Here is a 496-nt window from a genome sequence, read left to right as displayed (position 1 = left end):
GACACTGCCCGCTTTTAGATTCAGTAGCTCATCTAATATCAATGTCTTACGCGCAACCTCAACGGTGATATCGACAGGAATACTCTTGAGCAGAGAGATGTTACTGACATGCTCTTTGTCGGCACCAAGGTCGATGTCGTCGGTAAGATCATCCAGATCTAAATCATCAAGATCTGGCAATTCATCATGCAGGTTTAGGTCGCTCATTGAGCTGTCAATGTTGCGTGTCTCTTTATCGTTAGCCATCGATTTCGACTCCCAGTTCAGAGTTTATGGATTGAAGTTTGCCAAAAAAAGTTGGGTGCCCGTTGACCTTAACCGTCAGGTTTTTGCATAGGGTCATGGGCATAAAATCCCCAGGTTTCAGCTGAGAAAGCTCATGCAGTGTGCACTGCTTGTGAAGCATGACGCACCCTAATTCGACGGGTTGATAACGCAGGTTGTCGAGTATCTCTTCCCGATCAAATGTTTCGTTACTTTCCATCATGTCGCGCAG

2 protein-coding genes are annotated in these 496 nt (G+C 46.0%); both read right to left on the bottom strand.

What is annotated here, in order from left to right; all coding sequences use genetic code 11:
- A partial coding sequence (locus BCT81_RS27675; RefSeq protein ID WP_198596982.1) for a FliM/FliN family flagellar motor switch protein occupies window positions 1–246 on the bottom strand: 246 nt, incomplete at its 3' end.
- Window positions 239–496, bottom strand: a 258-nt coding sequence (locus tag BCT81_RS27670; protein ID WP_133152757.1) for a FliM/FliN family flagellar motor C-terminal domain-containing protein, incomplete at its 5' end; no start/stop codon positions are given. The genes BCT81_RS27675 and BCT81_RS27670, both read right to left, overlap by 8 nt.

The organism is Vibrio sp. 10N.261.52.A1 (genome assembly GCF_002876325.1).
GTDB lineage: Bacteria > Pseudomonadota > Gammaproteobacteria > Enterobacterales > Vibrionaceae > Vibrio > Vibrio chagasii.
The sequence above is the reverse complement of the archived record's forward strand: the minus strand, read 5'-3'. Positions and strand labels throughout refer to the sequence as shown.